Source organism: Pseudomonas sp. D5(2026) (genome assembly GCF_057766845.1).
The window spans coordinates 5,579,254-5,605,538 of record NZ_CM173421.1 but is presented as its reverse complement, the minus strand read 5'-3'; the positions used below and the strand labels follow the sequence as shown (position 1 = coordinate 5,605,538).

At 59.8% G+C, this 26,285-nt stretch carries 22 protein-coding genes and 3 pseudogenes; 16 read left to right on the top strand and 9 right to left on the bottom strand.

The window, feature by feature from the left end:
- Positions 1-61 precede the first annotated feature (61 nt).
- The gene (locus AC3B5Q_RS25800; RefSeq protein ID WP_003253226.1) at positions 62-1,765 is read right to left on the bottom strand and encodes a BCCT family transporter; all 1,704 of its coding nucleotides are present in this window, start codon (positions 1,763-1,765) and stop codon (positions 62-64) included.
- A gap of 398 nt (positions 1,766-2,163) precedes the next feature.
- Between AC3B5Q_RS25800 and AC3B5Q_RS25795 the strand changes: the two genes are divergently transcribed.
- The 9 genes and pseudogenes from AC3B5Q_RS25795 to AC3B5Q_RS25755 form a co-directional block, all read left to right on the top strand.
- Positions 2,164-3,354, top strand: coding sequence for an aromatic ring-hydroxylating oxygenase subunit alpha (locus tag AC3B5Q_RS25795; RefSeq protein WP_003253228.1), 1,191 nt, complete (start codon positions 2,164-2,166; stop codon positions 3,352-3,354).
- A gap of 10 nt (positions 3,355-3,364) precedes the next feature.
- The gene (locus AC3B5Q_RS25790) at positions 3,365-4,810 is read left to right on the top strand and encodes an aldehyde dehydrogenase family protein (RefSeq protein ID WP_031322770.1); all 1,446 of its coding nucleotides are present in this window, start codon (positions 3,365-3,367) and stop codon (positions 4,808-4,810) included.
- A 12-nt stretch (positions 4,811-4,822) separates the two neighbouring features.
- A pseudogene (locus AC3B5Q_RS25785) lies at positions 4,823-4,984 on the top strand (rubredoxin); the annotation flags it as partial.
- Complete coding sequence (locus AC3B5Q_RS25780; RefSeq protein ID WP_230849516.1) at positions 4,973-6,208, top strand: NAD(P)/FAD-dependent oxidoreductase; 1,236 nt, start codon at positions 4,973-4,975, stop codon at positions 6,206-6,208. The pseudogene AC3B5Q_RS25785 and the gene AC3B5Q_RS25780, both read left to right, overlap by 12 nt.
- Before the next feature lie 9 nt (positions 6,209-6,217).
- Entirely contained in the window at positions 6,218-7,546 is a 1,329-nt protein-coding gene (locus tag AC3B5Q_RS25775; RefSeq protein ID WP_003253234.1) for an NAD(P)/FAD-dependent oxidoreductase, read from the top strand.
- Positions 7,543-7,914, top strand: coding sequence for a EutQ-related cupin domain-containing protein (locus tag AC3B5Q_RS25770; RefSeq protein WP_003253236.1), 372 nt, complete (start codon positions 7,543-7,545; stop codon positions 7,912-7,914). Before AC3B5Q_RS25775 ends, AC3B5Q_RS25770 begins: the two co-directional genes overlap by 4 nt.
- Before the next feature lie 30 nt (positions 7,915-7,944).
- On the top strand, positions 7,945-9,102 hold the full coding sequence (locus AC3B5Q_RS25765; protein WP_014861159.1) for an MFS transporter: 1,158 nt from the start codon (positions 7,945-7,947) through the stop codon (positions 9,100-9,102).
- Positions 9,103-9,249: 147 nt separating this feature from the next.
- Positions 9,250-9,483: pseudogene (locus AC3B5Q_RS25760) on the top strand (GABA permease); the annotation flags it as partial.
- Positions 9,468-9,668, top strand: a pseudogene (locus tag AC3B5Q_RS25755) (transketolase family protein); the annotation flags it as partial. The pseudogenes AC3B5Q_RS25760 and AC3B5Q_RS25755, both read left to right, overlap by 16 nt.
- A gap of 111 nt (positions 9,669-9,779) precedes the next feature.
- Here AC3B5Q_RS25755 and lpdA read toward each other — a convergent pair.
- On the bottom strand, positions 9,780-11,180 hold the full coding sequence (gene lpdA, locus AC3B5Q_RS25750; RefSeq protein WP_274102390.1) for a dihydrolipoyl dehydrogenase: 1,401 nt from the start codon (positions 11,178-11,180) through the stop codon (positions 9,780-9,782).
- A gap of 208 nt (positions 11,181-11,388) precedes the next feature.
- On the opposite strand from lpdA, the gene cfaB reads away from it, so the two are divergent.
- A complete protein-coding gene (gene cfaB / locus AC3B5Q_RS25745) occupies positions 11,389-12,573 on the top strand; it encodes a C17 cyclopropane fatty acid synthase CfaB (protein WP_021785301.1) in 1,185 nt (394 codons plus the stop codon).
- 83 nt (positions 12,574-12,656) lie between these two features.
- Here cfaB and cls read toward each other — a convergent pair whose 3' ends face one another.
- On the bottom strand, positions 12,657-14,096 hold the full coding sequence (gene cls / locus AC3B5Q_RS25740; protein ID WP_275966566.1) for a cardiolipin synthase: 1,440 nt from the start codon (positions 14,094-14,096) through the stop codon (positions 12,657-12,659).
- A gap of 132 nt (positions 14,097-14,228) precedes the next feature.
- On the opposite strand from cls, the gene AC3B5Q_RS25735 reads away from it, so the two are divergent.
- Positions 14,229-14,756, top strand: coding sequence for a DUF3617 domain-containing protein (locus AC3B5Q_RS25735; protein ID WP_021785299.1), 528 nt, complete (start codon positions 14,229-14,231; stop codon positions 14,754-14,756).
- Positions 14,757-15,027: 271 nt separating this feature from the next.
- On the opposite strand, the gene AC3B5Q_RS25730 is transcribed toward AC3B5Q_RS25735, so the two are convergent.
- Positions 15,028-15,408 carry a hypothetical protein gene (locus tag AC3B5Q_RS25730; protein WP_021785298.1) on the bottom strand — a complete coding sequence of 127 codons (381 nt, stop codon included), beginning with the start codon at positions 15,406-15,408 and terminating at the stop codon, positions 15,028-15,030.
- Positions 15,409-15,522: 114 nt separating this feature from the next.
- Between AC3B5Q_RS25730 and zigA the strand changes: the two genes are divergently transcribed.
- From zigA to AC3B5Q_RS25715, 3 genes are read left to right on the top strand one after another with little or no spacing between them, the layout of a single operon-like run.
- On the top strand, positions 15,523-16,731 hold the full coding sequence (zigA, locus tag AC3B5Q_RS25725) for a zinc metallochaperone GTPase ZigA (protein WP_028697460.1): 1,209 nt from the start codon (positions 15,523-15,525) through the stop codon (positions 16,729-16,731).
- Positions 16,728-17,354: a DUF1826 domain-containing protein gene (locus AC3B5Q_RS25720; protein ID WP_275966565.1), complete on the top strand. Its 627-nt coding sequence runs from the start codon at positions 16,728-16,730 to the stop codon at positions 17,352-17,354. Before zigA ends, AC3B5Q_RS25720 begins: the two co-directional genes overlap by 4 nt.
- 40 nt (positions 17,355-17,394) lie before the next feature.
- Positions 17,395-18,366 (top strand): CobW family GTP-binding protein, encoded by a 972-nt coding sequence (locus AC3B5Q_RS25715; protein WP_392520301.1) that lies wholly within the window; start codon positions 17,395-17,397, stop codon positions 18,364-18,366.
- Here AC3B5Q_RS25715 and AC3B5Q_RS25710 read toward each other — a convergent pair whose 3' ends face one another.
- Complete coding sequence (locus AC3B5Q_RS25710; RefSeq protein WP_003253259.1) at positions 18,367-18,759, bottom strand: DUF3301 domain-containing protein; 393 nt, start codon at positions 18,757-18,759, stop codon at positions 18,367-18,369. It abuts the gene before it with no gap.
- 120 nt (positions 18,760-18,879) lie between these two features.
- Here AC3B5Q_RS25710 and pdxY point away from each other — a divergent pair, with 120 nt between their 5' ends.
- Positions 18,880-19,752 (top strand): pyridoxal kinase PdxY, encoded by an 873-nt coding sequence (gene pdxY, locus AC3B5Q_RS25705; protein WP_003253261.1) that lies wholly within the window; start codon positions 18,880-18,882, stop codon positions 19,750-19,752.
- Here the strand turns inward: pdxY and AC3B5Q_RS25700 are convergent.
- A complete protein-coding gene (locus AC3B5Q_RS25700) occupies positions 19,749-20,234 on the bottom strand; it encodes an acyl-CoA thioesterase (protein ID WP_021785294.1) in 486 nt (161 codons plus the stop codon). The two genes, pdxY and AC3B5Q_RS25700, sit on opposite strands and share 4 nt — an antisense overlap.
- Positions 20,235-20,573: 339 nt before the next feature.
- Here AC3B5Q_RS25700 and AC3B5Q_RS25695 point away from each other — a divergent pair, with 339 nt between their 5' ends.
- A complete protein-coding gene (locus AC3B5Q_RS25695; protein ID WP_021785293.1) occupies positions 20,574-22,334 on the top strand; it encodes a cation:proton antiporter in 1,761 nt (586 codons plus the stop codon).
- Positions 22,335-22,488: 154 nt separating this feature from the next.
- Here AC3B5Q_RS25695 and AC3B5Q_RS25690 read toward each other — a convergent pair whose 3' ends face one another.
- The 3 genes from AC3B5Q_RS25690 to uvrD all read right to left on the bottom strand — a co-directional run bounded on the left by AC3B5Q_RS25690 (position 22,489) and on the right by uvrD (position 26,182).
- Complete coding sequence (locus AC3B5Q_RS25690) at positions 22,489-22,896, bottom strand: SMI1/KNR4 family protein (RefSeq protein ID WP_003253266.1); 408 nt, start codon at positions 22,894-22,896, stop codon at positions 22,489-22,491.
- 113 nt (positions 22,897-23,009) lie between these two features.
- Positions 23,010-23,864 carry a Tim44 domain-containing protein gene (locus tag AC3B5Q_RS25685; RefSeq protein WP_021785292.1) on the bottom strand — a complete coding sequence of 285 codons (855 nt, stop codon included), beginning with the start codon at positions 23,862-23,864 and terminating at the stop codon, positions 23,010-23,012.
- Between the two features lie 131 nt (positions 23,865-23,995).
- On the bottom strand, positions 23,996-26,182 hold the full coding sequence (gene uvrD, locus AC3B5Q_RS25680; protein WP_021785291.1) for a DNA helicase II: 2,187 nt from the start codon (positions 26,180-26,182) through the stop codon (positions 23,996-23,998).
- Positions 26,183-26,285: the final 103 nt, after the last annotated feature.

Below are 26,285 nucleotides of genomic sequence, written 5' to 3'. Positions count from 1 at the left end.
CCAAAACACAAGACCGACAGCTGATGGCTGTCGGTCTTGTGTCTTCCAGGGTGGCTTTAGGTTAGCTGGCTTTCTTCGCTGTCAGCCCCATATCAAGCCCCTCGCAGGCCAAGGGCCCAGCCACCGGCGTGATGCCTTGCGGGTGAATCCCAGGTATAGGAAGGCGCCCACCCGGCGGCGTATCAAGCAGGCCGTCAGCCATCTCCTGGCGCAAGCTGCGCATCAGGGTGTAACTAATCAGCAGGATGAACCCCGCAATCGGCAATCCCGCCGCAATGCTCGCCATCTGGATCGCCTTGAGCCCCCCCGCCATCAGCAGAGCCATGGCTATAGCACCTTCCAGGATGCACCAGAGCAGGCGGATACTCTGCGGCGGGTTGGCGCTGCCCATGGAGTTCAACGTACACAGCACCTGGGTGCCGGAGTCGGCCGAGGTGATGAAGTACGTCGCCAGCAGGATACAGACCAGCACGCTCAGCACCTTGCCCAACGTACCGGCGTCGATCTTGTGCAGCAGGGTGAACATGGCAGCGGTGGTTTCCTGCTTGGTCGCCAGCAATACCGTGCCACCTTCGAACTTGGCCTTGTCGCCCTGCAGCTCACCACTGGCAACCAGTTCTGCGTGCTGCTGACGATCGAGCTGCTCAGCCTTGAGCGCGGTACCACCGAACACCGACATCCAGATGATCGTCACCAGGGTGGGTACCAACAGCGCGCCGGCGATCAGTTCACGGATGCTGCGGCCTTTGGAAATTCGCGCAATGAACAGACCGACAAACGGGCCCCAGGTCATCCACCACGGCCAGTAGAACGCCGTCCACCAGTTCTGCCAGCCGCTGTCCTTCTGGGTATCGCTCCAAAAGCTCAGACCCACTACATGGCTGGCGTAGTCGCCGGTGCTCTCCAACATCAGGTTGATGATGTAGCGGGTTGGCCCCAGCAGCAGGATCAACACCACCAGCACCACCGACAACAGCATATTCCATTCCGAAAGGCGCTTCATGCCACGCGACACGCCGGCCATCACCGATACGGTAGTAACCAGGGTAATGAGCACGATCAGGGTGATCTGCACCCCCAGGCTGATGGGCAGGTCAAACACCTGGCTCAGCCCGGTGTTCATTTGCACCACGCCCAGGCCCAGCGACTGGGATACACCGAACGCGGTAATCACCACGGCAAGGATGTCCACCACATGTCCGATGGGCCCATAGATGCGCTCACCAATCAGCGGGTAAAGGATCGAGCGCATGCTCAGCGGCAAGCCCTTGCGATAGGCAAAGTAGGCAAGGCCCAGGCCAACGATGGTAAAAATAGCCCAGGGATGCAGGCCCCAGTGGAATAGGGTAATTCGCATAGCTGTGGTGGCGGCTTCGTCGGTGAGGCCGGTGGCGAACGGGTTGCCCGCGTAATGCCACATGGGTTCGGCAACCGACCAGAAGATCAGTCCGATGCCCATGCCGCCACTGAACAACATGGCGATCCAGGAGCCGAAGCTGAACTCGGGTTTGTCGTCGTCTCGCCCAAGCTTCATAGACCCAAACTTGCTGCACATCAGATAGATCAGTAGCCCCAGCACACCCGTGACGGAAATCAGGTAGAACCATTTGAAATTCTGCAGGATGAAGTCGGATGCACGTTGAAAAACCGCTGCTGCATGTTCGGCAAACAGGGCGCAAAACAGCACAAAGGCTACTACGGCCAGTAACGACCAGATCGTCACGGTGGGATTGAGGCCTTTGAGCAGGCCAGATTCGGCACGCATTGGTTATCCCCTATTGTTTTTGTTCAAGGGTTTGATGTCACGGTTTGGGTAGAGCCGCTGCCACAGGCAGGTGCCGGATCCCTGGCGGCGGTCTTCCCGCAGGCCCAAGGCGCGGTACGCTCTCTCGGGCCCTATCAAAATGGGAGAATTACCCGCTCTTCGACAAACCATTTCTAGTCATTAATTGATTACCAAAAGTCATTAATCTGAAAATTCCAGAGCCTGGCAGTTCATCAACGATTATCTACCACTACCGTCATCGACGAATAAATCATTAATGATAAAAACTGATAAATAGCGTTGAAATAAATCGTTTGTCGCGCCCTTCTTCTCTTGCTGAAACTGGCACCAGGCATCAAGGCATTGCCTGCCGTGCATCTAACAAGAGAAAACAAAAAATGACCGTATCGACTGACTCCCGCCTTATTCCCGTCCACGTCTTGGAAACCGTTCTGGCGCCTATCCATGAAGCTCATGGCCTGACCAACGAGTTCTACACCGACCAGCGCTATTTCGAACTCGAGCGCGACGAAGTGCTGGGGCGTAACTGGGCGTGTATAGGTTTTGCCAGCGACTTGCCGACCAACAGCTACGTCAAGCCGGTCGATTTCATGGGCCTGCCGCTGCTGATGATGCGCAACCGTGAAGGCCTGGTGCAGGTGTTTCACAACGTCTGCAGCCACCGCGGCGTGAAACTGGTTCAACAGGCGGGTGAAGTGCAGGGTGTGATCCGCTGCCCCTACCACTCCTGGACTTACGACCTGAACGGAGGTCTCAAAGGCACTCCGCACATTGGCGGGATCAACCAGCACAAAGACGAACGTTTCGCATGCGAGAAACACGGCCTGAAGGCGCTGCGCACCACGATCTGGATGGACATGGTGTTCATCAACCTGTCTGGCGAGGCACCGGCGCTTGAAGAGCAACTGCAGCCGTTGACCGAACGCTGGACTCAGTTCCTGGGCAATGACGGCATGAGTCTGCTGCGTCGTGAAGCGAACGGTGGTGCCATGAGCATCGAGGTCAACTGCAACTGGAAGCTAGCAGTCGAGAACTACTGTGAGGCCTATCACCTGCCGTGGGTGCACCCGAGCCTGAACAGCTACTCGCGCCTGGAAGACCACTACAACATCATGTTCGAGGAATTCGCTGGCCAAGGCAGCCACGCCTACAACCTCTCGGCCGTTGCCGGTACCCATTTGCCGATCTTCCCATCCTGGCCACAGGACCGCCTGCGCACTGCTGAGTACGTGGCGTTCTTCCCCAATGTGCTGCTGGGCATCCAGGCCGACCATGCGTTCGCCATGATGCTCGAGCCTGTGGCGCCGGGTAAAACCATCGAGCACCTGCGCCTGTTCTACGTGGGTGACGAAGCGCTCGACAGCCGTTACGACGCCTCGCGCAAAGCGGTAATGGAATCCTGGCGCGTAGTGTTCGCCGAAGACATCGCCTCGGTCGAAGGCATGCAGAAGGGCCGCTCCTCGCCTGGTTACAGCGGCGGTGCGTTCTCGCCGGAAATGGATCTGCCGACTCACTACTTCCACAAGTGGGCTGCCCGCCAATTGCTTGACTGTGCTCAACGCGCCTGAGGTGATCATCATGCATCCGATAGCTCCGCACTGGCTGAACTTCATCGACGGCCAGTGGACCGACAGTGAGCAGCACCTGAGCATCCACAACCCTGGCACCACGGACCTTGTGGCGACCATCGCCCAAGCCAGTGTGGCCGACGCCGAATGCGCCCTGCAGGCGGCTCGGCGCTGTGCTGACAGCAACGCTCTGAACCGTGTGCGTCCTGCGCAGCGGGTGACCTGGTTGCTTGAGGTTGCCGCGCAGATTCGTGCGATCACCGACGAAGGGGCGTGGGTGCTTTGCCAGGAAAACGGCAAGAGCCTGCGTGATGCCCGTGACGAATTCATCGAGGCCGCGCGCTACTTCGAATACTACGCCGGCATGGCCGACAAGATCGAAGGGAAGTCGATTCCGCTGGGCGACGGCTACATAGATTTCACCGTCTACGACCCCTTGGGCGTGTCGCTGCAGATCGTGCCGTGGAATTTCCCGGTATCCATCTGCGCCCGCTCCCTGGCCCCTGCCTTGGCGGCCGGCAACGCGGTAGTGATCAAGTCGCCGGAACTGTCGCCACTTGGCCTGTGCGTGCTGATGAAGGCCATCGAGCGTGCCGGCCTGCCACAGGGGGCCGTCAATCTGATCTGCGGCCGTGGTCGTGAAGTGGGTGCCTACCTGGCCGGCCATCGCGATGTCGACCAGATCGTCTTCACAGGTTCCGTCGGCACCGGCCAGAGCATTCTGCGCAGTGCCGCCGAACACGCGATTCCCAGCGTCATGGAGCTGGGCGGGAAGTCGGCGGCCCTAGTGTTCCCGGATGCCGATCGTGAGCAACTGATCAGCAGCGTTAAAAGCGGCATCTTCTTCAATGCCGGCCAGGTGTGCTCTGCCATGTCGCGCTTGCTGGTACATCGCTCTATCTACGACGAGGTTGTAGCTGACGTGGTAGCGATGGCCGAGGGGCTGACCGTGGGCCTGGGCCAGGACAACCCTGACCACACACCCGTGATTTCTGCTGCTCAGCTCGAAGGCATCGAGGCCTTGTGCCGACGTGCCCAGCAGCAAGGCGCGGTGGTCGCAACCGGCGGCGAGGCCATCAGCGGCCTGAGCGGGCATTACATGGCGCCAACCGTATTGCGCGATGTGACTGCGCAGATGGAGATAGCCCAGACTGAAGTCTTCGGCCCTGTGCTGGCAGTAATTCCCTTCGACAGCGAAGAGGAGGCCCTCGCCATTGCCAACGGCACCGTGTTCGGTCTGGTGGCCGGCGTATTCACCCAGGACCTCAATCGCGCCCTGCGCTGTGCCCGGCGACTGTGCACCGGCCAGGTGTTCGTCAACGAATGGTATGCCGGTGGCATCGAAACGCCGTTCGGCGGCGTCGGGCTCTCGGGCTTCGGACGGGAAAAAGGCCAGGAGGCGCTCTACAGCTACGTCAGGACCAAGAACCTGGCCGTGCGTATCAAGGGCGAGTGAGGAGGCAGCATAATGAAAACCTGGCTCTGCATCATCTGTGGTCTGATCTACGACGAAGCCAAAGGTTGGCCCGACGACGGCATTGCCCCCGGTACCCGCTGGGAGGACGTGCCCGAAGACTGGCTATGCCCTGAGTGCAAGGTCGGCAAAGCCGACTTTGAAATGATCGAACTCAGCACCCCGATCGCAGCAGTGGCTACCGCGCCGGTTATCCAGGCGCAACCACTGGTTGCCGCTCGTCCCGCCCAACCGGTGGTCATCATCGGTAGCGGCCATGCCGGCTACGGCCTGGCACAGGCCCTGCGCAAGGCCGCCCCGCAGTTGGAGATTCGCGTACTGACCCAGGAGTCGGGCCATCTTTATTCCAAGCCCGCGCTATCCATCGCCCTGGCTCAGGGGCGCACCGCCGCAGCCCTGGCCACCGAAACGCCGCTGGCGATCGAACAGAGGCTTGGCATTCGTATCTATACCGGCTGCAAAGTCGAACGCATCGATGCTCAGGCGCAGCGCTTGTACACCAGCCTCGGCGAAATGGACTACGGCCAACTGGTGCTAGCCAGTGGTGCTTCTCCCGTGCGGTTGCCTATCGAGGGCCGCGCCGAGGCACTGCTCAGTGTCAACAACCTGCAGGATTACCAGGCGTTCCGCCAACGCCTTGATGGCGTGCGCAGAGTGGCCATTCTGGGCGACGGTTTGATCGGCTGCGAGTTTGCCAACGACCTTGCGAGCAATGGCTATCAGGTTCGGGTAATCGGCCTGGGTGCCTGGCCCATGGAACGCCTGCTGCCCGAGGCGGCAGGCCAGCACTTGCAGCAAGCGCTATCGGGGTTGGGGGTGCAATGGAGCCTGCGCACCACCTTGCAGTGCATCGAGCCGGACGGCGAAGGCTACCGACTGACCCTTGCCGACGGTCAGGTCGTCGGTGCAGACCTGGTGCTCAGTGCAGTGGGCTTGCGCCCCAACCTTGAGCTGGCGCTGGAAGCCGGCCTGGACTGTGGCCGCGGGATCAAGGTCGACGCACAACTACAGACCTCACAACCGGGCATCTATGCCTTGGGCGATTGCGTCGAGATCAACGGCCAGTTGCTGCCTTACCTCGCGCCGATCAACGAAGGCATTCGTGCCCTCGCCAAGACCTTGCTGGGCCAACCGACCGCCGCCCACTACCCATTGGCGCCCGTGACGGTGAAAACCCCGGTCGTCCCTCTGTGCCTGCTGACACCTCCCGGTGGTTGCGAGGGCCAATGGCGCTGCGATGCGACCAGCGATGGATTGAGCGCTGCGTTTCATGACCACGCAGGTGCCCTGCGCGGGTTCGTGCTGCTCGGCCGTCAGGCACAAATGCAACGAAATACCTGGCTGCAAAACTGCCAGGACACCCAACAAAATGTGGCCTGAGGCTGAACCATGAACAGTATCGTCAATCTGCCTCATGATGACCGCAATTGCGGCTGGTATGCCGCGCTGCCTGAACAGGCGCCGAGCAAGCGCCTAAGTGGCGAACATAACGCCGATTATGTGGTGATAGGTGCTGGCTTTGCTGGGCTTGCCGCCGCACGGCGCCTGGCCGAGCACCTGCCGCAGTCGCGCATTGTTTTGGTAGATGCCCAGCGAATCGCCTACGGCGCCTCCGGGCGCAACTCGGGTTTCGTCATCGACCTGCCGCACAAATTCGCCCTCGAACATCCCGATCCTCAGCATAAACAACGGCTCTTGGGCCTAAACCGCTCAGCCATCGATCAACTGCAAACATTGATCGGCCGTCACGGCATCGAATGCCAGTGGTCCCATGCGGGAAAATACCAGGGCGCGGTGGGAGAACGTGGCCAGGGTTATCTGGATCACTTTGAAAAACTGATGGCCGACCTAGGTGAGCCCTATCGCGTGGTTGGGCGTGACGAACTAGCCGGTGTACTCGGTAGCCGCTACTACAGCCGCGCCATCTACACCCCCGGTTGCTACCTGATGCAGCCTGCTGCCCTGGTACGTGGCCTGGGTAATTCGCTTCCCGGCAACGTCGAAGTGCTTGAAGAGTCGCCAATCCGCACACTCCAGAAAGACCCCTGCGGCACGTGGCTGGTGCGGGGCGACAACGGGCTGATCCGGAGCCCGCAGGTATTGCTGGGCACGAGCATCTTCACCCAGGAGTTCGGCTACTTGCGCAACCGACTCCTGCCGGTGATGACCTTCGCCAGTTGGACGCGCCCACTGAGCGACGTCGAGATGGCGACGGTTGGTGCCCAGGCCGACTGGGGCCTCACCCCTGCCGACCACGCCGGTACCACCGTACGAATGACCCAGGACCGGCGCCTGATCATCCGCAATACCTACAAGCATGTCCCTCGCTACGGTCGCAGCGTAACCGATGCTACCCGCAACAAGATTCGCGATGACCATCGCAAGGCCTTCGAGGCGCGCTATCCGCAACTGGCCCAAGTGCCGTTTACCCATACCTGGGGTGGGGTCTATGCGATCTCACGAAACTTTACCAACTATTTCGGCCAACTCGATCAGGGTGTTTACGCCACCGCCTGCGACAACGGCGTGGGCGCGGCCTGGGGCACCATTTCCGGAACGCTCCTGGCAGACATGGCGGTGGGGGCGGACTCCCAGCAATTGAGTGACATCCGCGCAGTGACTGGCCTGCCCTCCCGTAACCCGCCTGAGCCGTTCTTGGGTATGGGGGTGCGGGCCCGGATCCGCTGGGCCGCGTTCAACAGTAGGAGCGAAGTATGACCCGCACACTCAGCGGAAAAGGCCCGGTGCGTCTGGTCGACCACCGGAACCTGGACTTTGTCCACCGGGGCGGGCCGCCTGGCGGCGCCTCGGTAGCGCGTGCTGTCAGTAATGAGGTGTCGCCCAACCTGGGTATCGGCTTTGCCCGCTGGGAAGGTGCTGAAGTGGCCTGGACGGTGCTCTATGACGAAGTGATTTTTGTCATTGAGGGCTGTTTTGAACTCCAGGCCAACGGCGAGGTGTACCGCGTGTCGCCAGGTCAGGTGCTGTGGATTCCCGAAGGCACGGAGCTGGTGTACGCAGGCCACGCGCTGTTCGGTTATGTGGTGTACCCGGGTGATTGGAAACAGCGCCACGGCCTTGCCTGACTACCGACCACCCTGGTCTGGGGAATCCAATTGTTCGCATTATCCAAACGGTTCGGCACGATTTATGTCGCTGCCTTGTTGATGCAGCTGGGTTCCAGCCTGCTGATGACCTACCTGGCCCTGCGCCTGAATGCTTCCGGTGTGGCGCAGGTATGGGGTGGTGCGCTTATGGCCGCCAACGCGCTGGGCATGGTGTTGGGAGCCCGCTCCGGTTATTGGCTGATTGGCCTGGTCGGCCATGCTCGGGCCTTTGTGGTGAGCGCCGGGGTGATTGTCACTGCGGTGCTCTCGCACCAGCTCAGTGATGGCTTACTGCTGTGGCTTGCCCTGCGATTTGTCGTTGGTGCTGCAATGATGGGCCAATTGATGGTCATCGAGAGCTGGCTCAACGACTGCGCACCGGTCAGCCGGCGAGGCGGCGCCATGTCGCTGTACATGGTGGCCAGCTATGTCGGCATGATGCTAGGGCAATTGATGCTCAGTCTGGGAGATGGGCTGCACACCTTGGCGTTGACGGGCGTGGCCATGGCTTTTGCCATTGGTTTGATCCCCGTGGCTCTGCACAACGGTACCCAGCCGAGCAACATCAACCAGGCCCGGATCAAACCCTTGCTGTACCTGCGTAGACTTCCTCAATCGTTGTTCACGATTCTTGCCTCGGGATTGCTGAACGGTTGCCTGTATGGGCTGACGCCGATCTTTGCTGCGCAACTGGGCTTTAGTCCGGCGCAGGTCGGGCAGTTCATGGCTGTCAGCATTGCCGCCGGGCTTCTAGCACAACTACCGCTGGGTAAACTGTCGGATCATATTTCCCGCATCACCTTGATCCGCGCTACCGCTGCATTGCTGTGCATAGCCTATTTGCCGCTGGCCTTCGGGCTGGCATCAGGGCAGCTGTGGATCATGTTGGCCGGGGCTGCCATCGGCTTCTTGCAGTTCTGTTTGTATCCGCTGGGCGTTGCCCATGCCAATGACAACCTAGAGCCGGAACTGCGTGTATCGCTGGCCGGAGTGCTGCTGATGACCTTTGGTATCGGCGCGACCATCGGCCCGCTGGTTGCAGGGGCGATGATGGAGCATGCCGGTCCACAAGCACTGTATCTGTTCGGCATTGGTGTAACGGCTATGGTTGTTTGCTTTATAAGGAATAAATCCGGCGTTGATGTGTCATTGGCAAGGTTGTCATGAAACGTCGGAGCCCAGGGATATGTCCGCCTCACTCCATTTGATGTCCGAACCAGTCAATTGAGCCCTGTTTTCGCTCTCTATGGTTAAGCGGTGAAGTGCCCCTGGCACTGCACCCTACCCATAACAAGAGCAAAAGCAGGGACCATAATGACTATGACGACGTCTGGGAAAGCCAGCGATCAGTTGGCTCAGGGATTCAAGCCTCGACATGTGACCATGTTGTCGATTGCCGGTGTGATCGGCGCGGCTTTGTTCGTAGGGTCCGAACAAGCGATCGCTGCGGCAGGTCCGGCAGCAATCATTGCCTATGCGCTTGCTGGCGCTCTGATGGTGCTGGTAATGCGAATGCTTGGCGAGATGGCAGTGTCACCGCCGAAAACCATTCGATCATCGGCGGCCTGGGCGAAGCGGTGGCGGGACTGCTGCTGCGCAACGGGGTAACGCCGACATTCCGCCAGATCGCCTTGCCCGATGCCTTCCTCGATGCCGGCGCCTTGCCGACGCGGCATGACCGCTACGGTATCTCCACCGACGCAGTGAGCGCGCAGATCAAGGCTTGGCTGTGACTTGATACCTGAAGATAGAGCCGGCCGGAATTAAAGGCGGCTCTATCCCTGTATGCCCGCCAAGCGAATGCCGAAGGCAAGGGCATGGCCTGAGGCAGCGAATGAGACTCGTCAGATTTGCATGGCCATGCCATCCACATTCATCGCCGCCTGGCGCAGGGCCTCGGAGCGTGTCGGGTGCGGGTGGCAGGTGAGGGCGATATCTTCTGCCGAGGCCGAGAACTCCATAGCCACGCAGAACTCACCAATCATCTCGCTGACGCTTGGGCCCACCAGGTGCACACCCAGTACTTCATCGGTTTCGGCATCGGCGATGACCTTGGCGAATCCTTCGGTCTCGTGGTTGATCTTGGCACGGCTGTTGGCGGTGAAGGGGAACTTGCCAACCTTGTAGGCACGCCCTTCGGCCTTGAGCTGCTCTTCAGTCTTGCCCACGGTGGCCATCTCTGGGCGGGTATAGATCACGCCAGGGATGAGGTTGTAGTTGACCTCGTGGGGCTTGCCGGCGATGCGTTCGATACAGGCCACCGCTTCGTCTTCGGCCTTGTGCGCCAGCATCGGGCCGGAAGTGACGTCGCCAATTACCCAGACACCTGGTACTGAGGTACGGTGGTGCTCATTGCCGAGCATGCCGCGCTTGTCGGCTTCCAGGCCTACGCTTTCCAGGTTCAGCCCTTTGGTATAAGGGCGGCGGCCGATAGCCACCAACACGTAATCGGCTTGCAGCGATTCTGCGGTACCCCCGGCGGCAGGCTCCAGCGTCAGGCTGACGCCATCTGCACCTGCGGTAGCCTGAGTCACTTTACTGCCCAGCTTGAACACCATGCCTTGCTTGGCTAGAGCCTTCTGCAGGGCCTTGGCGGTTTCCGTGTCAGTGCCTGGGCAAATGCGGTCCAGGTATTCGATGACGGTGACCTGGCTACCCAGGCGGCGCCAGACTGAACCCAGCTCAAGACCGATCACGCCAGCACCGATGACGACCAGGTGCTTGGGCACTTGCGGCAGCGACAGCGCGCCGGTCGAGTCAATGATGCGCTGGTTGTCGACGGTCACACCTGGCAGAGGGGTGGGCTCAGAGCCGGTGGCAATGACGATGTCCTTGGCCTGCAACGCTGTTTCGCTGCCGTCTTCGGCCTTGACCACGACCTTGCCGATGCCATCCAGGCGGCCCCAGCCTTTGATCCACTCGACCTTGTTCTTGCGAAACAGGTATTCGATGCCCTTGGTCAGGCCTGCCACGCTCTCATCCTTCTGTTTCATCATCTGGGCGAGGTTGAGGGTAGGCTTGACTTCGATACCGAGGTGGGCGAACTCGTCACCGCTGGCCGCTTCGTAAAGTTCCGAAGCATGCAGCAGTGCCTTGGATGGCATGCAGCCGACGTTCAGGCAGGTACCGCCTAAGGTCGAGCGGCCTTCCACGCAGGCAACGCTCAGGCCCAACTGGCCAGCACGGATGGCTGCGTTGTAGCCGCCAGGGCCACCGCCGATGATCACCACGTCATAGACTTTCATGGGTTCAACTCCAGGATGTAGAAGCGCGAGAGGGGCACAAGGTTAAGCTGAGATGCGGAAATTGTATACAATCTGCTGTGTGGATAAGATCAGTTGGTTCTAGACCATGGTCTTGCTTAGAGGAAACATCCTACAGATGAACTACTCTGATCCGATGACGTTCGAAATATTAGGCGTCGTGGCCAATTACGGACAGGAGGGGTGTTTCATGCTTGCTCAACTTCCACCTGCATTGCAGAGCTTGCATCTGCCGCTGAGGCTGAAGCTGTGGGACGGCAACCATTTTGATCTTGGGCCTAGTCCTCAGGTCACCATTCTGGTCAAGGAACCGCAGCTGATCAGCCAGTTGACCCACCCAAGCATGGACCAGCTGGGCACTGCATTCGTCGAAGGCAAGCTGGAGCTTGAAGGCGATATCGGTGAGGCCATCCGCGTGTGCGACGAGCTGAGTGAAGCGCTGCTGGCGGATGAGGATGAAACGCCACCGCAACGTTTGTCTCATGACAAGAGCACCGACGCCAAAGCGATCTCTTACCACTATGACGTGTCCAACGCCTTCTACCAGCTTTGGCTGGACCAGGACATGGCCTATTCTTGCGCCTACTTCCGCGAGCCGGACAATACGCTCGACCAGGCGCAGCAGGACAAGTTCGACCACCTGTGCCGCAAGCTTCGTCTGGATGCTGGTGACTACCTGCTCGATGTCGGCTGTGGCTGGGGTGGGCTGGCGCGGTTCGCTGCCCGTGAGTATGGCGCCAAGGTGTTCGGCATTACCCTGAGCAAGGAGCAATTGAAGTTAGGCCGCAAGCGTGTGCAAGCGGAAGGGCTTGCTGACAAGGTCGACCTGCAGATTCTCGACTACCGCGATCTGCCCCAGGATGGTCGCTTCGACAAGGTTGTCAGCGTGGGTATGTTCGAGCATGTCGGGCATGCCAACCTGGCGCTGTACTGCCAGAAGCTGTTCGGGGCGGTGAGGGAAGGGGGACTGGTGATGAACCACGGCATCACTGCCAAGCACGTCGATGGCCGACCGGTCGGGCGCGGGGCGGGTGAGTTCATCGATCGCTATGTATTCCCCCACGGCGAACTGCCGCACCTGTCGATGATCAGCGCCAGTATCTGTGAAGCCGGGCTGGAGGTAGTGGACGTGGAGAGCCTGCGCCTGCACTACGCTAAAACCTTGCACCACTGGAGCGAGAACCTGGAGAACCAGTTGCACAAGGCAGCAGCGCTGGTGCCTGAGAAGACTCTGCGGATCTGGCGTTTGTACTTGGCCGGGTGTGCCTACGCCTTTCAGAAGGGCTGGATCAACCTGCACCAGATATTGGCAGTGAAGCCATACGCCGACGGGCATCATGACCTGCCTTGGACGCGGGAAGACTTGTACCGCTGAAATCGTAAGCGTCACAGCCCTGATATGGCTTTGCAGGAGCGGCCTTTTTCGCGAAAAGGCCGCTTTCAACGGGTGTGCTCACCCTAAAGAATCGGCGATATCAGTCGCGCAATCCGCATCCCCAATTGCTGTAGTCGATGGGTGTCCTGGGTGTCTTCTGCAGTAATTTCCCGCGCTTGTTCGAAGTCTTCTTGGAGCATGTGCTCGACCTGGTCGGCGAAGCCGCGATCGACTGTCAGCAGGGTAATCTCGAAGTTCAGGCGGAACGAGCGGTTGTCCAGGTTGGCGCTCCCAATGGCGCTGATGTCGTCATCCACCAGTACCACCTTCTGATGCAGAAACCCGGGTTGGTAACGGAACATACGTACCCCCGCGCGCACCGCTTCGAAGGCAAACAGGCTGGAGGCGGCGTAGACGATGCGGTGGTCAGGCCGTGACGGGATCAGCACCCGCACATCGACTCCCCGTAGCACCGCCAGCCGCAAGGCGGCGAACACGGCCTCGTCAGGGATGAAGTAGGGGCTGGTGATCCACACCCTGCGGGTGGCCGAATGAATCGCTTCAAGGAAGAACAGCGAGCAGGTTTCTTGTGGGTCTGCCGGGCCGCTGGCCAAGGCCTGACACAGTACGCCGTTATCCGGGTACGTATCGGGCAGGATCAGCGGCGGTAGCTGGCGCGTGGCCCAGTACCAGTCCTCGGCAAAAGATTCTTGCAAGCAGGCCAGTACCGGCCCGCTGATCTGTACGTGGGTGTCACGCCAGGGGGAAAGCTGTGGATGTTCACCCAGATACTCGTCTCCCACATTGTGACCGCCGATGAAGCCGAGCAAGCCATCCACCACCACAATCTTGCGATGGTTGCGGAAGTTCACCTGAAAGCGGTTGAACCAGCCGCGACGGGTGGCGAATGCATGGATCTGCACACCACCGTCACGCAGCACCTGGCTGAAGCTGGCCGGCAGGGCGTGGCTACCGACACGGTCGTACAGCACGAACACCTGCACGCCTTCGGCGGCTTTGCGTAGCAAGAGTTGCTGCAGTGCCTTGCCGAGATTGTCGTCATGAATGATGAAGAACTGCACCAGTACCACATCGCGTGCTTTTTCGATGGCTGCGAAGATGGCATCGAAGGTGGCCTTGCCATTGATCAGCAGTTTTACCTGGTTATTTGCCAGGCATGGCATGCGACCCAGCTTGGGCATGGCGCGCAAGGCTGTGTAGCTTTCGGACTCGCGGGCGGTAAGGGCTTCTTCAACCCAGGGCCGCCAGTTGAGGTTGGCCATGGCCACGTGCATTTCCTGGTTGGCCTGGCGCCGTGCCTTGATGTAGGCATAGAACGATCGGGCTCCGAAAATCAGGTAGGGGATCAAGGTGAGGTAGGGTATGAAGAGCAAGGGCATCGCCCACGCAATGGCCCCCTGAGCTGTCCGCACCGTGAATAGCGCATGCAGTGCGGCGACCATACCCAGCAGGTGGATCAGGCCGAGTAGGTAACCAAAGAAGTAGGGGCTGTGGTAATCCATATGCATCCTGCTTGCCGAGTACACTTGAGGTAACAGAACACGTTCCCGGTCCGCCTGCAACCTGCAGGTGGATTTGGCGTCTAAGGCTCAGTCCGGCCCGTTTGACCGGCTTTTTTCCAGGAGCGTTCATCCATGAAGATTCGTCTGCCACTGTTGGCGTTGGCCCTAGGCATGAGCAGTCCGCTGGTGCAAGCCCAGATGCTGCAACCGGGTTTGTGGGAGCTGACCACCAGCAACATGCAGGTCGATGGCAAACCGCTACCCGACATGGAATTCATGCTCGGCCAGTTGAAAAACCTGCCGCCCGAGCAGCGCGCAATGATGGAAGGGGTGTTGGCCAAACAAGGGGTCAGTGTAGGTGGCAAGGGTGTGCGTTCGTGCCTGACACCAGAACAGGTGGCAACGAATGACATTCCTCTGCAAGACCCGCAATCGGGCTGCACGCAGAAGATTACCGACCGTACCGGTAACGTTTGGAAGTTCCAGTTCAGCTGCCCGAAGGCGCAGGGAAGTGGTCAGGCTACATTCCTCAGTGATCGGGAATTCACCACCCAGGTCAGTGGCACGTTCAACGCTTCGGGTGTGCAGCAGCAAGGCAGCATGAACACGCGTGCGGTGTGGTTAGGCAATGACTGCGGGGCGGTCAAACCGCGCAGCTGAAGTTCCATTACCAATGGCTGGTGGCAACCCCGTCGTGGGCATGCAGGCCTCTGCTGTCGTTCGAGCAGCCGAGCCTGGGTAGTTCCAGGAGTCGGTCGGGAAACGAATAGTTCCACGTGGAACATTTCATTTTCGGTCCTTGCCTCGATGTGGTTGCGGCTTAGCTTTTCGGCCTGACGGAGAGCTGATCAAGGCCGGCGTTTTCAGCAAGCGCTCGAAGCTGACGTGCAAATAGGCAGCAGAGGAAAAGCCTTCCAAACAAAAGAAGGCGTCAACGGCAACCCTCGATCAAGCTGCAATGCACCTTGAAGCGCTCCCCGCTGGAACTGGATACGCGGTTCAAGGTGGTCCAGCCTACGCGACGGCTGTAACCCACCCAGGTCTCACCATCACTGGCCAAGCCGGTAAAAAAAGTCAACGTGCCATAGCGGCTGTTGGTTTGTGCCCACAGTCGGCGGCTGGTGAAGTCGTAGCCGCGAAGGTAGAAGGTGCTGCCTTCGGTGCGCACGCTGTAGTAGTTGCCTTTGCCGTCCTGGCAGGCGAGTAGCGTCGCGCTTCGCGTACAGAGGGCCAATTTACTGCCTTGCGGCATGGCCAACAGCGAGGCGGGCATGGTGAGCAACAACAATGCCATGACGCGTGGCAGATTCATTTTTCATCCCCTGTGAGCACTCGTCCGTCGAGAACCACTTGGCGAAAGTGTATTGTTATCTTATAACATTATGCAATGCATCGTTTCGAATGCGTCTGCCTGAAGAGGTTCGCCATGTCCAATCGTCTCCCCGTCACCGTGCTGTCCGGCTTTCTCGGCGCCGGCAAGAGCACGCTGCTCAACCATGTGCTGCGCAACCGCGACAACCTTCGGGTCGCGGTTATCGTCAACGATATGAGTGAAATCAACATCGATGCCAGCGAGGTGCAGCGCAATGTCAGCCTCAACCGCGCTGAAGAGAAACTGGTCGAGATGAGCAACGGCTGCATTTGCTGCACGTTGCGCGAAGACCTGCTTGAGGAGGTTGCGCGGCTGGCCGAAGAAGGGCGTTTCGATTATTTGCTGATCGAGTCCACCGGTATCTCTGAGCCATTGCCAGTGGCCGAGACCTTCACTTTCCGCGACGAACAAGGCCGTAGCCTGTCTGATATGGCGCGGCTGGACACCATGGTCACCGTGGTCGATGGCTTGAACTTCCTGCGCGACTATCAGGCAGCAGACAGCCTGGCCAGCCGCGGTGAAACGTTGGGCGAAGAAGACGAGCGGTCGATCAGTGATTTGCTGATCGAGCAGGTCGAGTTCGCAGATGTGCTGCTGCTGAGCAAGATCGACCTGATCAGCCAACATGAGCGCGACGAACTCATCGCCATTTTGCGCAGCCTCAATGCCCGGGCGCAGATCGTACCCATGGTCATGGGCCAAGTGCCGCTGGCACGTATCCTCGACACCGGGCTGTTCGACTTCGATCAGGCGGCCCAAGCACCAGGCTGGTTGCAGGAGCTGCGCGGTGAGCATGTGCCAGAAACCGAAGAGTACGGTATCGCGGCCATGACCTGGCAGGCTCGACGGCCGCTTCATCCACAGCGCTTTTACGACTTTATCCACACGGACTGGAGCAACGGACGGCTGCTGCGTTCCAAAGGCTTTTTCTGGTTGGCCAGCAAATATCAGGAAGCTGGCAGCTGGTCGCAAGCGGGCGGCATGATGCGACAGGGTCTGGCTGGCCGCTGGTGGCGCTTCGTGCCACGCGAGCAGTGGCCACAGGATGTGGATAACACGACCGCGATCTTGAAACACTGGACCGCTGAGACTGGTGACTGCCGCCAGGAGTTGGTGTTTATCGGGCAGAATATCGACTTCGAAAAATTATCCACAGCCCTCGATGCATGCCTGTTGACGGATCAAGAAATGGACTTGGGCCACATGGGCTGGTTGCGCCTACCTGATCCATTTGGCCCATGGCATGAGGAGGCGGCAGCATGAACCTGGCGCACCGGCCTGTGGATATCTTTCAGGTGTTTGGCGAGACGCCCCAGGTGCTGGCCGGAGTGCTGCAGGATGGCGTGAATCTGGCCGTATGGCGGCGGCGCTTGCCTCCACAGTTGGAGGACTTTGCAGCATTGGTGATCAGCCTTGGCCAGCCCTTGGCTGATCAGCGGGTGATCGATGTGGACGAGGAGCAGAAGCCGGTATTGCCAGATCTGCTGCGTGAAGCGGCGGATTTGCATGGATATGAAGCTTTCGTTGCTGATGTGACCTGGTTGGTGGCGGCTTATACCTGTCTGGTTGGCGCCCGACGGATCGGTTTGCGCTTGCGCGTTCTGAACGCTCCGATGTGCCCGCGTTTCCATGTGGATAACGTGCCATTGCGCCTGCTCACCACTTACGTCGGCCCAGGTAGCGAGTGGTTGCAAGAGCAGGATAGCTGTCGTAGTGAGTTACACACAGCTCAGCCATCTGTGGATAACATCCAGCACCTGCAAGCCGGCGAGGTGGCGATACTTAAAGGCGAAAAATGGCGGGGTAATGAAGGGGCAGGCCTGGTTCATCGGTCGCCTTCGGCACAGCAGGGGCGTTTGCTGCTCAGCCTTGACTGGCTGGCCTGACAGCGCATAGTGAGGCATCACCGCCGCCTGAAGCCACGCCATGTTGCAGAACATTCCCACCCATGTAATTGCTGGCCCGCTGGGTGCTGGTAAGACCACTTTGATCCGTAACTTGCTGGCCCAGCGCCCTGCAAACGAGCGCTGGGCGGTATTGATCAACGAGTTCGGCCTGGTCGGCCTGGATGCAGCCTTGCTCAGCCGTGACGAAGACGGCATCGCCATCGGCGAGGTGGCGGGCGGATGCCTGTGCTGCGTCAACGGTATGCCGTTTCAGGTCGGCCTCGGCCGTTTACTGCGCAAATCCCGGCCTGACCGGCTGTTTATCGAACCTTCCGGCCTGGGCCATCCGTTGCAGCTGCAGGCTCAGTTGCAACAGGCGCCTTGGGTTGGAGTGCTGACAATTCAACCACTTCTGATGGTTGTGGATGCCCAAGCCATGGCTCGAAACGAGCCGCTTCCAGAGGCTCAACAGCAGGCTTTCAACGCCTCTGAAAGCGTGGTTTTTAATAAGTCAGAGGCTGTGGATGAAATACATAAATTGTTGATAAGTAATAAATTTAAAGAAAAGAGGATCATGTGGACCGTGCAAGGGCAGCTGCCTTTGGCCGGCCTCCCGACGGTGCCTCCACAGATTGTTGACAGCCCGTTTTTGAAAAGCAGGATTGTCGACAATCCTGCAATCGCCCCAGCAGCACTGTGGGCTGACCCCAGTCAGCCGATTTGCCTTGTCCAGCAAGGGGAGGGCGGTTGGAGTATTGGCTGGCGATGGCACCCTGGCCAACAGTTTTATCCACAGCGGCTAAAGGCTTTCTTATGTGCATGGCCATGGCGACGGGCGAAGGGCGTTATCCACAGCATGGAAGGCTGGTGGTCATTCAATGGGCTGAATGGGGATATGCCCGCTTGGCAGCCCAGCGACTGGCGCAGGGACAGCCGTATCGAGCTGATTTTCGATCAGCCGCAACCGCAACCCGCGTTGCAAGCCGGGTTGAATGAATGTCGCGTCAGTTGATCAGTTGCGCCAGCGGTTGTGTTCCTGGCGCCATTGCTGCATCTCTATGACGTTGTCGGCGCGTGGTGGGGTCTTGATTTCGAACGGGTAGGGCGCCAGTTCGATCTGCACACTGTGGGCGCCGAACTGGGTCGCGGTGCCGGGGTGACGTTGCTCACCCGTGACGGTGAACTCGAAGGCATAGACGCGTGCCAGGCGCTTTCGGCCATTGGCATCCCGGACAAAGGCGATGCGTTTGAGCGCTACGGCATCGTCAAGCAACTCCAGGTCGAGTTTGGCGCAATGCTGTTTGACCCGTTCCAGGGCCTTTTCACGCAACCCATGGTTGTGCCACAACCAAGCGCCTGCCGTGGCTACCAGCATCAGGACGAAGAGGTTCTCCAGGGTCAACATTTGCATATGCTCCAAACAGGTAGATCCAGCTTAACTGCGTTCCTGGCCTGTCGTACAGGTAGCAATCGAGTTCATACTGCGCTGCGCACAATCCTTGAAACAGCTTTGGAAACCTCCCGCATGAAACGTACCCCGCACCTGCTCGCCATTCAGTCCCACGTGGTGTTCGGCCACGCCGGCAACAGCGCCGCGGTATTCCCCATGCAGCGTATCGGGGTCAATGCCTGGCCACTCAATACCGTGCAGTTCTCCAATCACACACAGTATGGCCAGTGGGCGGGTGAAGTGCTTGCGCCAGCGCAAATTCCTGCGTTGGTGGAAGGCATTTCCAACATCGGTGAGCTGGGCCACTGCGATGCAGTGCTTTCCGGCTATTTGGGCAGCGCCGAACAAGGGCGAGCGATCCTGGCCGGCGTCGAGCGGATCAAGGCGGTAAACCCAAAAGCCTTGTACCTGTGCGACCCGGTCATGGGGCACCCGGAAAAAGGCTGCATCGTGCCGCCGGAAGTCAGTGAGTTCCTGCTTGACGAGGCGGCAGCCACGGCGGACATCCTGTGCCCCAACCAGCTGGAGCTGGACAGCTTCTGTGGGCGCCGCGCCCAGTCGCTGGAGGATTGCGTGAACATGGCGCGTAGCCTGCTGCAGCGTGGGCCGCAGGTTGTACTGGTCAAGCACCTGGCGTACCCCGGGCGGGCCGAAGAGCAGTTCGAAATGTTGCTGGTGACCGCCGAGCACAGCTGGCACCTGCGCCGCCCGCTGCTGGCGTTCCCGCGTCAGCCGGTTGGGGTGGGTGACCTGACCTCAGGCCTGTTCCTGGCCCGCGTGCTGCTTGGCGACAGCTGGGTGCAGGCATTCGAGTTCACCGCTGCGGCAGTGCATGAAGTGCTGCTGGAAACCCAGGCCTGCGCCAGCTACGAATTGCAGCTGGTACGGGCCCAGGACCGCATTGCGCACCCACGGGTGCGCTTCGAGGCGCAGTTGCTGGCGCTTTAAATGGCGTCGGTTTTCAGGTCCTGGTAGCGCTTTTCCAGTTCCTGGCGGATCTGCCGGCGCTGCTGGCCCTGCAGGAAGCGGCGTTTTTCTTCGCTGCTGTACGGCTGGCGCGGCGGCACCGGCACCGGGCGGCGGTTGTCATCGACCGCGACCATGGTGAAGAAGCAGCTGTTGGAATGGCGCACCGAGCGCTCGCGAATGTTCTCGGTCACAACTTTGATGCCAACTTCCATCGAAGTGTTGCCGGTGTAGTTGACTGACGCCAGGAAGGTCACCAGTTCACCCACATGTACGGGTTCACGGAAGATCACCTGGTCGACCGACAGGGTCACCACATAGCTGCCGGCATAACGGCTGGCGCATGCATAAGCCACTTCGTCGAGGTACTTGAGCAGGGTGCCGCCATGTACGTTGCCAGAAAAGTTGGCCATGTCCGGGGTCATCAGGACGGTCATGCTCAGCTGGGCGTTTCCAGGTTCCATAGTGTGCTCACGGTGAGGTTGCGCTGAATCGGGCGAATGGAGGGCGTTATCTGCTGACACTTCTGTTCCCCTCTTTGAACTTGCCTTGCTGATACGGGACGTTGGCTGGCGCGCTGTCGTCACGCTGATCATGCCATCACGAGCGCTTTTCCAGCCGATCTGTTTCTGCATATTGCACCGACTTTTAGCGGCGGAGTGCGATGTTAACCTGAGTGCGCCCATGCAACATGGGCGTCGCTGCATTCAATACAGTATGTACTTGCTGCTCGCTCAGGGTTGCCTCGGCAGGAGCGGTCTGACCAGGCATCCATAAAAAGACGAGATAAGGAGTATCACGCCATGCATGCCATCAGCTTCATCCAGGACCTGGCAGTCATCATGCTGATCGCTGGCGTCGTCACCATTCTTTTTCACCGCCTGAAGCAGCCGGTGGTGCTGGGCTACATTGTCGCCGGCTTCATCATTGGCCCACATACTCCCCCATTCGGCCTTATTCATGACGAAGAAACCATCAAGATCCTCGCTGAACTGGGCGTGATATTCCTCATGTTCTGTCTGGGGCTCGAGTTCAGCCTGCGCAAGTTGTTCAAGGTTGGCGCCACGGCGTTCATCGCAGCGTTCCTGGAAATCGTCCTGATGATCTGGATCGGCTTCGAGATTGGCCGCTGGTTTGGCTGGAGCACCATGGATTCACTGTTCCTGGGCGCCATCCTGGCCATTTCCTCCACCACCATCATCGTCAAGGCGCTCAACGACTTGAAGATGAAGAACGAGCGCTTTGCCCAGCTGATTTTTGGCGTGTTGATCGTCGAGGACATTCTTGGCATCGGTATCATTGCCCTGCTGTCAGGTATCGCGGTCAGCGGCACGGTCAGCTCGGGTGAGGTGTTCTCCACTGTCGGCAAACTGTCGCTGTTCATGATCGTCGCCCTGGTCATCGGTATTTTGCTGGTGCCGCGGTTATTGGCCTACGTCGCCAGGTTCGAAAGCAACGAAATGTTGCTGATCACCGTTCTGGGCCTGTGTTTCGGCTTCTGCCTGCTGGTAGTGAAGCTGGAATACAGCATGGTGCTAGGCGCTTTCCTGATTGGCGCGATCATGGCCGAATCACGGCAGCTATTGAAAATTGAACGCTTGATCGAGCCTGTACGCGACCTTTTCAGCGCCATCTTCTTCGTCGCCATTGGTCTGATGATTGACCCTCAGGTGCTCCTCGACTATGCCTGGCCGATCGTGGTCATTACGTTGGCGGTAGTACTGGGCAAGATGCTGTCTTGTGGCATGGGGGCGTTCATTGCTGGCAATGATGGGCGCACGTCACTGCGTGTTGGCATGGGGCTTTCGCAGATCGGCGAGTTCTCCTTCATCATTGCCGCGCTGGGCATGACCCTGCAGGTGACCAGCGACTTCCTTTACCCGGTGGCGGTGGCAGTATCGGCAATCACTACGTTGCTGACACCCTACCTGATCCGCGCGGCTGACCCGTTGTCGCAGAAACTGGGCAATGTGGTGCCCGCCCGCCTCGCGCGCGTGCTGTCGTTGTATGGTGAGTGGTTGCGCAACATCCAGCCGCAGGGCGAGAGTGCCATGCTGGCGGCGATGATCCGGCGCATCCTGTTGCAGGTTGGGGTGAACCTGGCGCTGGTGATCGCCATCTTCTTCAGTGGCGGCTACTTTGCAGGGCGTATCGGCAATTGGCTCAGTGAGTGGGTCAGCGATGTAAGCCAGCAGAAGGCCATCATTTGGGGGGCTGCATTGCTGCTGTCACTGCCTTTCCTGATCGCCGCGTACCGCAAGCTAAAGGCACTCTCGATGCTACTGGCAGAGATGGGCGTGAAGCCGGAAATGGCCGGGCGACATACCCAGCGCGTGCGCCGTGTGATCGCCGAAGTGATCCCGCTGTTGTCGCTGCTGGTGATTTTCCTGCTGCTGTCGGCATTGTCCGCCAGCATTCTGCCCACCAGCGAATTGCTGCTGGTGATTGCCGTGGTGGCTGCGGTGGTGGTGGCGTTGTTGTGGCGCTGGTTCATCCGCGTGCACACGCGCATGCAGATCGCGTTGTTGGAGACGCTGGAGAACAGTCGCGAAAACTCGCACTGAGGGGTTGCGCCCGAGGCAAGATCTCCCGTTCGCCGAGAAGATGGGCTATAGCGATGTCGCCAGGCGTGGAAAGCCTGGCGATTTAACGACCTTGACGCGCTAAGACGTCATTTTTCCTGCCTCAGATCGCGAGCTTCTCTATAGGCTCTAGCGATCAGCTCTCCAGCCAAACATCTCGCGCCCAGTGCCACACCGATTCCCAGCTGTCTTCGCCGACAATTTCCTCTTCGGCATCCCACAGCACCACGGTGCCGTCTTCTTCGACGCAATAGTAATTGTCGCCGTCCTGGCACAGCGGAATCAGGTCACGCGGTACGCCGGCATCCCAGGCATTGGATGCCACATCTGGCAGGTAGGTGTGCGACTGCGGATCAGTGACGGTAACAGGCTCAAGGGAGCCGTAAACCACATCACTTACGGTCAGCAGAAACTCTTTGAACACGAATGGAATATTGATGAACAGCTGCTCTTCGATCTCTACCAGTTGGTCTTCGTCGGGAAGCTCCAAGGGCACCGGTACCGGCTCATTCGCTTCACGGAGTTGTTCGATCACTTCTTCCACGGTTCACTTCCTCTAACCTAGATGACAACGCTGCGCCTTATACCCTAGTAGCCCACTTTGGCAAAAGCAAAAACCCCGGGCAAGCCCGGGGTTCTCTGTTTAGCACGCAGCGATTAGCCGTTTTGACGGATACCGGCTACCAGCCAAGGCTGGTTCTCGCCTTGGGCGCGAACCATGTGCCAGCTTTCGCTGAACACTTCGCCCTGGTCGAAGCGCGAATTCTTCGACACGCCACGGAAGGTCAGGGTAGCGTCGGTGCGGTCGGCGCGATCATCGACACCGTCCAGCTGCACTTCCAGGTTATCGATGTAGGTAGACTGGAAGCCATCACCCAGTTCAGCACGCTCACGCTTGAGGAACTCGAGCATTTGCGGGGTAACGAACTCGCTGATCTTGTCCATTTCGTTGGCATCCCAGTGCTGCTGCAGCGACTGGAAATGGCTACGGGCTGCAGCCAGGAAGCTCTGCTCGTTGAACCAGGCCGGCGCGTTGATCACCGGGGCTGCTGCGGCAGCAGGTGCGGCCGAACCACCGAAAATCGACGGTTGCGCAGGCTGAGCGTGAGCCTCACGCTGCATCGGCGCATGGCCCGGCATGGCCATTTGTGGCTGCTGCTGGCGGCGGCGCGCGGCGATGAAGCGGAACACGAGGAAGGCGATGAGCGCCACGATCAGGAAGTCCATGATCTGGAAGCCTTCGAAACCGTCGCCCATGAACATGGAAGCCAGCAGGCCACCGGCGGCGAGGCCGGCCAGTGGGCCCAACCAGCGCGAAGCACCGCTTGCGGCAGCCGGTGCACGGCCAGGTGCGGTCGGCGCGGCTGCAGGCGTGGTTGGCGTAGCCTGGCGGGTCTGGTGGATAGGCGCGGAGCCCGAGCTCTTGCCGCCGCCGAAACGCTTGGCGCTGGCGTCCAGGCTCAGCGTCAGGCCGACGCAGAGCGCCAGTGCGATGCTAAGAAAACGTTGCATAAGTGGGATATCCCCTGTTGTGGATTGCACGCGCGTCATGGTGCACAGGTTCCCAGGCACATGACCAGCGACATAGTGTTTCGAGCTTTTGCCTGATGTTACAAAGTTGGCAGGCCCGACCCTTGTGGGCTTTAGACAGCCTCGAGCTTGGCATACCCCAGCATCAGCCATTTGCTACCTTCGGCAAAGTTCACCTGCACCCGCGCCTGAGCGCCAGAACCCTCGAAGTTGAGGATCACGCCTTCGCCGAATACTGCATGCTGCACACGCTGGCCAAGGTTGAACGCGGTCTGCGGAATGCTGGCATTGGCGAACAGGTTGCTGTTGGTGGCCGTCTTAGCCCCGCCGAACGGGCGGCTGACACTGTTGGACAGGCGCACTTCCTGAACCAGGCCGGCCGGAATTTCACGCACGAAACGCGACACCTTGTTATACGTCTCGCTGCCATAAAGGCGGCGTGTTTCGGCGTAGGTCATGACCAGCTGGCGCATGGCGCGGGTGATGCCTACATAGGCCAGGCGTCGTTCCTCTTCCAGGCGGCCGGGTTCTTCCAGGCTCATCTTGTGCGGGAACAAGCCTTCTTCCATGCCCACCAGGAACACATAGGGGAACTCAAGGCCTTTGGCGCTGTGCAGGGTCATCAGCTGGATGCTGTCTTCATGCTCGTCAGCCTGAGTATCGCCAGCTTCGAGTGAGGCGTGGCCAAGGAAGGCCGAGAGCGGGGACAGGTCGGCGTCTTCGTCGGTGGACTCGAAGTTGCGTGCGGCACTGACCAGTTCCTCAAGGTTTTCTACCCGTGCCTGGCCCTTTTCACCTTTTTCTTCCTGGTGATAGGTGATCAGGCCGGACTGTTCTATGGCGGTCTGGGTCATGGTATGCAGCGGCATGTCCACGACCTTGGCGGCCAGCCCCTCGATCAGCTCGATAAAGGCCCCCAGGGCACTGGCGGCGCGACCCTTCAGGGCCTTGGCAGCGAGCAGCTGGCACATGGCTTCCCACATGGACAGCTGGCTGTGGCGGGCGTGCTCGCGGATGGCTTCGACAGTTTTTTCGCCAATACCGCGCGGCGGCACGTTGATCACCCGCTCCAGAGCGGCATCGTTGCCACGCCCTTCGATCAGGCGCAGGTACGCCATGGCATTCTTGATTTCGGCGCGCTCGAAGAAGCGCTGGCCGCCATAGATGCGGTAGGGGATACGCTCACGCAGCAGAGCTTCTTCCAGCACTCGCGACTGGGCGTTGGAGCGGTACAGGATGGCGATCTCGTTGCGCGCATTGCCCTGCTTGACCAGGCTCTCGATGGTTTCCACTACATAGCGCGCTTCATCGTGCTCGTTGTAGGCCGCGTACAGGGTCAGTGGTTCGCCTTCGCCCATGTCGGTCCACAGTTCCTTGCCCAGGCGCCCGCTGTTATTGGCGATCAGCGCGTTGGCCGCCTTGAGGATGCCGCCGGTGGAGCGGTAGTTCTGCTCCAGGCGGATCATTTCGGCGTCGGGGAAGTCGGCGGTGTACTGGTGAATGTTTTCGATCTTGGCGCCGCGCCAGCCGTAGATCGACTGGTCGTCATCGCCTACCGCCATCAGGCTGTCGCCGCCGCGTGCCAGCAGGCGCAACCAGGCGTACTGCACGGCGTTGGTATCCTGGAACTCGTCCACCAGCACGTGGCGGAAGCGTCGCTGATAGTGCTCCAGCAGGCCCGGGTGGTCACGCCACAGGTCCAGGGCGCGAAGCAGCAGCTCGGAGAAATCGATGACCCCGGCGCGCTCGCAAGCCTGCTCGTAGGCGGTGTAGACCTCGCGCATGGTCGCCAGGAACAGGTCGCCCCCCGCCTGGATATGCTGCGGGCGCAGGCCTTCGTCTTTCTGCCCGTTGATGAACCACTGGGCCTGGCGTGCCGGCCACTTCTGCTCGTCCAGGCCCAACTCGCGCATCACCCGCTTGATCAGACGCTGCTGGTCGTCGCTGTCGAGGATCTGGAAATTCTGCACCAGCCGTGCTTCCTGCCAGTGGGCCCGCAACAGACGATGGGCCAGGCCGTGGAAGGTGCCGACCCACATGCCTGCCGGGTTGATGCCCAGCAGTTGTTCGATCCGCTGGCGCATTTCTGCTGCGGCCTTGTTGGTGAACGTCACCGACAGGATCGAGTGCGGCGATGCCTGCTCGACCTGGATCAGCCAGGCGATACGGTGTACAAGCACGCGGGTTTTACCGGAACCGGCACCGGCAAGCACCAGTTGACGCCCAAGCGTGGCCGCTACGGCCTGGCGTTGGGCATCGTTGAGGGAGTTCAGCAGGAGAGAGAGGTCGTCTGTGCGCATCGGGCCATTCTAGGGCGATGCCGGGTAAGGGGCAAATATCTACTGTATGAATATTCACCTGGCTGCATCCCGCTCATCGGTCCGGGGTCAGCTACGGCCTGCG